At 39.5% G+C, this 6,285-nt stretch carries 6 protein-coding genes; 3 read left to right on the forward strand and 3 right to left on the reverse strand.

The annotated features are described in order from the left end of the window. Nucleotides 1-341: 341 nt before the first annotated feature. Together IV84_RS09130 and IV84_RS09135 are read left to right on the forward strand one after the other, a co-directional pair. Nucleotides 342-896 (forward strand): DUF2179 domain-containing protein, encoded by a 555-nt coding sequence (locus tag IV84_RS09130; protein WP_056986499.1) that lies wholly within the window; start codon nt 342-344, stop codon nt 894-896. Between the two features lie 53 nt (nt 897-949). Further along, the gene (locus IV84_RS09135; RefSeq protein WP_046872561.1) at nt 950-1,858 is read left to right on the forward strand and encodes a proline-specific peptidase family protein; all 909 of its coding nucleotides are present in this window, start codon (nt 950-952) and stop codon (nt 1,856-1,858) included. Between the two features lie 64 nt (nt 1,859-1,922). On the opposite strand, the gene IV84_RS09140 is transcribed toward IV84_RS09135, so the two are convergent. Next, nucleotides 1,923-3,470, reverse strand: a complete 1,548-nt coding sequence (locus IV84_RS09140) for an ABC-F family ATP-binding cassette domain-containing protein (protein WP_046872560.1) — start codon at nt 3,468-3,470, stop codon at nt 1,923-1,925. A gap of 141 nt (nt 3,471-3,611) precedes the next feature. Here IV84_RS09140 and IV84_RS09145 point away from each other — a divergent pair, with 141 nt between their 5' ends. Beyond that, the gene (locus IV84_RS09145; protein ID WP_046872559.1) at nt 3,612-3,989 is read left to right on the forward strand and encodes a VOC family protein; all 378 of its coding nucleotides are present in this window, start codon (nt 3,612-3,614) and stop codon (nt 3,987-3,989) included. Between the two features lie 59 nt (nt 3,990-4,048). On the opposite strand, the gene IV84_RS09150 is transcribed toward IV84_RS09145, so the two are convergent. Further along, the gene (locus IV84_RS09150; RefSeq protein ID WP_056986501.1) at nt 4,049-5,296 is read right to left on the reverse strand and encodes a glutamate-5-semialdehyde dehydrogenase; all 1,248 of its coding nucleotides are present in this window, start codon (nt 5,294-5,296) and stop codon (nt 4,049-4,051) included. Beyond that, a complete protein-coding gene (proB, locus tag IV84_RS09155) occupies nt 5,293-6,123 on the reverse strand; it encodes a glutamate 5-kinase (RefSeq protein ID WP_046872218.1) in 831 nt (276 codons plus the stop codon). Before proB ends, IV84_RS09150 begins: the two co-directional genes overlap by 4 nt. Between the last annotated feature and the right edge of the window lie 162 nt (nt 6,124-6,285).

Raw genomic sequence — 6,285 nt, forward strand, 5'->3', positions numbered from 1 at the left:
AGACTGAATCAGGTATTAAAACTAATTATATCTAACACAAAAGTTGTTATAGAAACAGTCATTGAGCTATCTAAAGACAACGACTTCCCTAGTTCGGAGGCGTTTTGGCCTCAGAGGTGAAATTTATCTTAGCGATTTTTGCTTAGATAAAGGTCGAATTTGAAGACAAATGATCTGCTTGGCTTCAAATCGTGCCCACCCCGTTCCAGGCCAAGTGAGCCGTAGAACGACAATTAACCTAATTTTTGTGGATTAAGCCGTTTAATAGCAGTAACTGAAGTCATTTTTGTACTTTCAACCTTTAGTTCCTACTATTAAAATTTCTGAAAGAAGGCTCACCTATGAATTATCAACAACTTGCACTTATTTTTATTCTTAGTTTCGCTTACATTACTATGAACACCATTCGGACCCTTTTAGAAATGAAGGGGTATAAACTCTTGGCTTCCTTACTTTCAATTGTTGAAATTGTCACTTATGTGGTGGGCCTAAGTTTAGTATTAAGCAAACTCAATAACGTTTGGAATATTGCTGCCTACGCACTTGGCTATGGCGCCGGGATTTACTTTGGAACCTGGTTGGAAGACCGACTCCGCCTTGGTTTATTAAATGTAAATGTCATCTTACCTAAAACCGATGAAAGTAAACAATTTGCTGAAACTATTCGCGAAGAAGGCTACGGGGTAACCGTCAAAAACGCTCAAGGACGCGAAGGTGCCCGTTTGGAGTTTGAAATTTTAACTCCTCGAAAACGAGAACAACATCTCTATAGTTTTATTGAAGCTAATAATCCAGACGCCTTCATTATTTCCTACGAACCTAAATTTATTAAAGGTGGTTTCTGGCGCAAAAAATTACGAAAACGGGTCCAAAATCGGAACCGAAACATTGAGTAGTTGGCTTACTTTTGCTAGAATAAGGTTTAACTAAAACGAAATAGGGTGATCTGGTGAAACAAGGAACAAAGATTTTAACGTTGAACAATGGATACCATTTATGGTCTCACACAGATGGCGAAGATAGTCAGATTCATTTGTTGGCCTTACATGGTGGCCCTGGTGGTACCCATGAATATTGGGAAAATTTTCACGATGAGCTTAAGAAACAAGGCTTAAATGTGCAGGTTCATTACTATGACCAATTAGGATCATGGTATTCTGACCAACCTGATTATTCTGATCCAAAGATTGCGGCTAAGTATTTAACTTATGATTATTTCTTGGGTGAAGTTGAAGAAGTTCGTCAAAAATTAGGAATCGACCACTTCTACTTAATTGGTCAGTCTTGGGGCGGTGCTTTAACCATGCTCTATGCTTTGAAATATGGCAGCCACTTGAAGGGTGCCATTATTTCTAGCATGGTTGATAATATTGATGAGTACTTGGAACATCAAGATGCAATTCGTGATGAAGCTCTCTCACCTAAAGATGCACAGTTCATGCGGGATTGTGAAAAGAATGGTGACTGGCATAACGACCGCTATCAAGAACTCGTTGAAGTTTTAAATGAGGGCTATGTTGATCGTAAACAGCCACCAGCAATCTCTCACTTAGTTGACACAATGGCTGTCCCCGTTTACAACGCTTTCCAAGGTGACAATGAATTTGTTGTCACTGGCAAACTAAAAGAATGGGATATCCGCGATCAAATTCACAAGATCAAGGTCCCAACGCTGTTAACTTTTGGTGAGCATGAAACAATGCCACTAAAATCAGCCCAACGGATGGCACAAACCATTCCAAATTCACGATTGGTCACAACACCAAATGGTGGTCACCACCATATGATTGATAACGCCCCTGTTTATTTCAAACACTTGGCTGATTATCTGCGTGATGTGGAAAGTGGTAAATTCTAGAACACGTTTCAGGAATAAATTTGAGAGTCACAAAAAACCTGCAATTTTTTTGCAGGCTTTTTGTTTACTTATCAATTCGTAATTTTTCAACGTTTAATTCTTTATCAATCCAATCGGTATAAAACCCATCTTCATGACTGACAACAATCAAATTACCCTTAAATCTTTGCAGTGCTTCACTCAGTGCTGCCTTAGTTTCGTCATCCAAATGGTTCGTTGGTTCATCCATAATCAAGAAGTTTGATTCAACTAATTCCAATAAACAAATTTTAACTTTAGTTTGTTCACCACCGCTTAAAATGCTCATGGATTTCTGTGTATCTGCCGCGTTTATTCCACACTTCGCTAATTTTGTACGAATAGTTCGGGGCTGCATATCCGGATACACATTTTGAATCGTTTGTAATGGCGTTAATTCAGGACGATCCCAAACTAATTCCTGGCTAAAATAGTTAACCTTTGCAGATGGCGAGAAAACTGTCGTACCACTCAAAGCGGGAATCTTCCCCAAAATTGATTTAATTAAGGTTGATTTCCCAGCCCCATTAAATCCTGAGAAGGCAATTTTTTCTCCCGCTGTCAAACTAAACGTTACCGGTTCCAACAACTGTCTTTTACCATAACCCACTGCCAACTTTTTAACAGTCACTGAATTTTGCGAACCCGTTTCTAAATAAGGAAAATCAAAGTGAGAAAGTAAATTTTCACTTGGTGGATCCACCCGATCAATATGTGACAACATCTTTTCTCGCGATTTTGCCATCGTTGAATGTGAGCCAGCCTTGTTTTTTCGAATAAACTTCTCAGCTTTTTCAATCACAACCTGTTGTTTTTCAAAGGCTTTTAATTGAGCTTCTTTACGAGCCTCTTTTTGTCTCATCGCTGATTTAAAATTACCCCGATACTTTGTAATTTTTCCGAAAGCCACATCACAAATACAATTGGTAACTTCTTGTAAGAAATCATAATCATGAGAAATGACCACAAAAGCCCCGGTAAAATTAGTTAAATAGTTTTCCAACCACTCGATGTGAGCCGTATCCAAGTAGTTAGTCGGTTCATCCAAAAGTAAAACGTCGGGATTTTGGAGAAGGAGTTTTGCCAAAATGATTTTTGACCGTTGTCCACCACTCATTTCACTAACAATATGGTCTCTGCCAATATCATCTAACCCTAAACCGCTCATCACACGCGCAATTTCCGTATCAATTTCATAAAAATTGTTTGCTTCCAGAGTTTCCTGAATCCGACCCGCTTTCTCAAGTAACTCATCATCCAAGTTTTCAGCATATTCGGCATAATCTTTATCCATGCGATCCTTCAACTCAAACAAATGCGCATAGGCCGTTGTTAAAAATTGATAAAGCGTATCGCCCGCCGGAATGTCTGCGTACTGATCCAAATACCCATAAGTCACTTTATTCTGCCATTTAATCGAACCTTCATCAGACAAAATGGCTCCTGTTAATATCTTGATTAACGTACTTTTTCCAGCACCATTTTGGCCAACAATCCCCATATGATCTTGTTTATTGAGGTCAAAACTAGCGTCGTCGTACAATTTTTTATCTGCAAATCCGTGTGATAAGTTTTCAACTGCTAATATACTCATAATTCTCACTTTCTATCCGTTCCATAAATATCCATCATCAACCGTATCACAAACGCCTAAACAGCGTCAACTGCGGCCCATTCACAAATGGGAAATATGCTATACTATTGTTAATTATACTCAGTAAGGAAGTTTTCTATTATGAATGTTCGTGAAATTGATCATCTTGTTCTAACCGTTGCCGATATCGAAAAGAGCCTTCGCTTTTATCACGAAGTCTTTGACATGCCAATCCTGACATTCGATGACGATCGCAAAGCAGTTCTCTGTGGCAAACAAAAAATTAATTTTCAACTCAGCAACCACCCGCACAATCCGGTAGCTACTTACCCGACGCCAGGATCCGCTGATCTTTGCATCGTTGTGAAAGATAAAATGCCTGAAGTAATCAATCATCTTAAAAGTTACTACGTTGATATCATTGAAGGCCCCGTTCAAAAAACTGGTGCACATGGGAAACTGACGTCAGTGTATGTCCGTGACCCAGATGGAAATTTAATTGAGATCAGCAATTACTAATTTAGTTTTTCAATAATAAAAAGTTTTTGGCTTAAAATAAGTCAAAAACTTTTTTAGTATTATTTTCTTACTTGTCCATTCCCACGCACAACATATTTAGTCGATGTGATTTCGTTTAAGCCCATTGGTCCACGCGCATGTAACTTTTGGGTACTAATCCCAATTTCAGCTCCGAATCCAAATTCAACGCCATCCGTAAACCGCGTTGACGCATTTACATAAACAACGGCGGCATCGATTTCTTTGGTAAACCGCTCGCTATGCGCATAATTATTCGTAATAATTGCTTCACTGTGTTTCGTATTATAACGATTAATATGGGCAATTGCTTGATCTAAATTGTCCACCACTTTTATTGCCATGATATAGTCGTTGTATTCTGTTCCCCAATCCGCTTCGGTTGCTAAACTAATTTCTGGTAAAATTGCTTTAGCGCGTTCGTCTCCACGTAAATCAACATTAAAGGGTTTCAAAGCCTTGGCAACCATAGGCAATAATTTAGCCGCAACTGCTTGGTTGACAACTAGCTTCTCCATAGCGTTGCAGACTGATGGTCGTTGCGTTTTGGCATTAACGACGATATCGGTGGCCATTTGTAAATCAGCCCCCTCATCAACATAAACATGACAATTTCCGGCGCCAGTTTCAATTACAGGGACTTTGGCTTTTTCCACAACCATCTTGATAAACTTCGCACTCCCACGCGGAATTAAAACGTCTAAATAATCGGTTAATTGCATCAAAGCGGTGGCCGTTTCATGGGAAGTATCGGTAATTAATTGGATGCTATCTACCGCAACTTTTTCCGCCTGCAATGCCTGACGTAAAGCAGCAACTAAGGCTTGATTAGAACTAATGGCCTCTTTGCCACCTCTTAAAATAACGGCATTCCCGGATTTAAAAGTTAATCCGGCAGCATCTACCGTTACATTTGGTCGTGCTTCATAAATCATGCCAATCACGCCTAAAGGTACTCGGACCTGAGAAATTTCCAACCCTGCTTCGGTCGTCCAACCTTTCAATACTTCGCCAATTGGATCCGCTAAATCGGCAGCCTGTTCCAATCCAGCTGCCATACTATTGACACGAGCATCGTCCAATTGCAAACGATCCAACATCACCTTACGCACACCATTTTTCTCAGCATTTTGCATGTCAATTGCGTTGGCCTTTAGAATTTCGGGAGTGGCCTGCCGAACTTGGTTGGCCATTGTTTTTAAAACCCGATTTTTCTTCACGGTTGATAATTGAGAGAGTCTTTGTTCTGCAGCTTGAGCTCGTTTACCCATTTCCGTCAAAGTCATCATACTAATCCTTCTTTCGTAACCGTTTGTTCTGGGGCGAAAAGGGTTCCCACCGGTTCACCAGCCAAAATATTATAAATGATCCTGGGATTCTCACCATTGGCCAAAACCATTTTTTGATTATTACTCAAAATTCGTTTTGCCGCCTTTAATTTGGTTACCATCCCACCAGTCCCAAACTTGGTTCCACGACCACCAGCGGATTGAATAATCGTACTGTCAATGCTCGTCACGGTATGGTACAACTCTGCGTTGGGATCCGTTAACGGATTACTAGAATAAAAACCATCAATGTCGGATAACATAATCAACAAATCAGCATCAATTAAATCAGCCACAACTGCAGATAATTGATCGTTGTCGCCAAATTTTGTTTTATGATCTAATTCATCAACAGAAACCGTATCATTTTCATTCACAATTGGAATTACATTTAACTTCAACAATTCTTGGAAAGCATTAAAAACATTCTTTTTGCTCTGAGGATAAACCAGCACATCACGCGTCAATAACATCTGCGCAACGGATTTACCATAATTTTGAAATTCACGCTCGTATATACCCAGTAATTCTCCTTGGCCGACTGAGGCCACAGCCTGTTGCGCTGGAATTGTTTCCGGACGCTTGGTCAATCCAAGTTTGCCCATTCCGACACCAATTGCTCCCGAAGAAACTAAGACAACTTCTTTACCCTGATTTTTTAAATCACTGAGGACAAAAGCTAGGCGTTCAATTGCCCGTAAATTTAATTGACTTGTATTTTGATACAATAAGGAACTTGTCCCAATTTTAATCACGATCCGTTTTGCTTCTAAATTTCTTTTATTCATGCTGCCACCATTTTCATTTAATAAATTTCATATCAGAATGTTCTACACGCGTACTATCATACCGGAATTTGTGGGTTTGTCCAAATATTCGTCCTTTATCACCCAACTTCATTTTTGGATACAAAAAAATTGGGGTTCTACAATATCTGTTGTTGGTAATAG

Source organism: Pediococcus damnosus (assembly GCF_001437255.1).
Classification (GTDB): domain Bacteria; phylum Bacillota; class Bacilli; order Lactobacillales; family Lactobacillaceae; genus Pediococcus; species Pediococcus damnosus.

What these genes read in the sequence shown, in the direction of transcription:
- IV84_RS09130 (WP_056986499.1), top strand. Translation starts at nt 342, where the DNA reads ATGAATTATCAACAACTTGCACTTATTTTTATTCTTAGTTTCGCTTAC.
- IV84_RS09140 (WP_046872560.1), bottom strand. Translation starts at nt 3,470, where the DNA reads ATGAGTATATTAGCAGTTGAAAACTTATCACACGGATTTGCAGATAAA.
- IV84_RS09145 (WP_046872559.1), top strand. Translation starts at nt 3,612, where the DNA reads ATGAATGTTCGTGAAATTGATCATCTTGTTCTAACCGTTGCCGATATC.
- IV84_RS09150 (WP_056986501.1), bottom strand. Translation starts at nt 5,296, where the DNA reads ATGATGACTTTGACGGAAATGGGTAAACGAGCTCAAGCTGCAGAACAA.
- proB (WP_046872218.1), bottom strand. Translation starts at nt 6,123, where the DNA reads ATGAATAAAAGAAATTTAGAAGCAAAACGGATCGTGATTAAAATTGGG.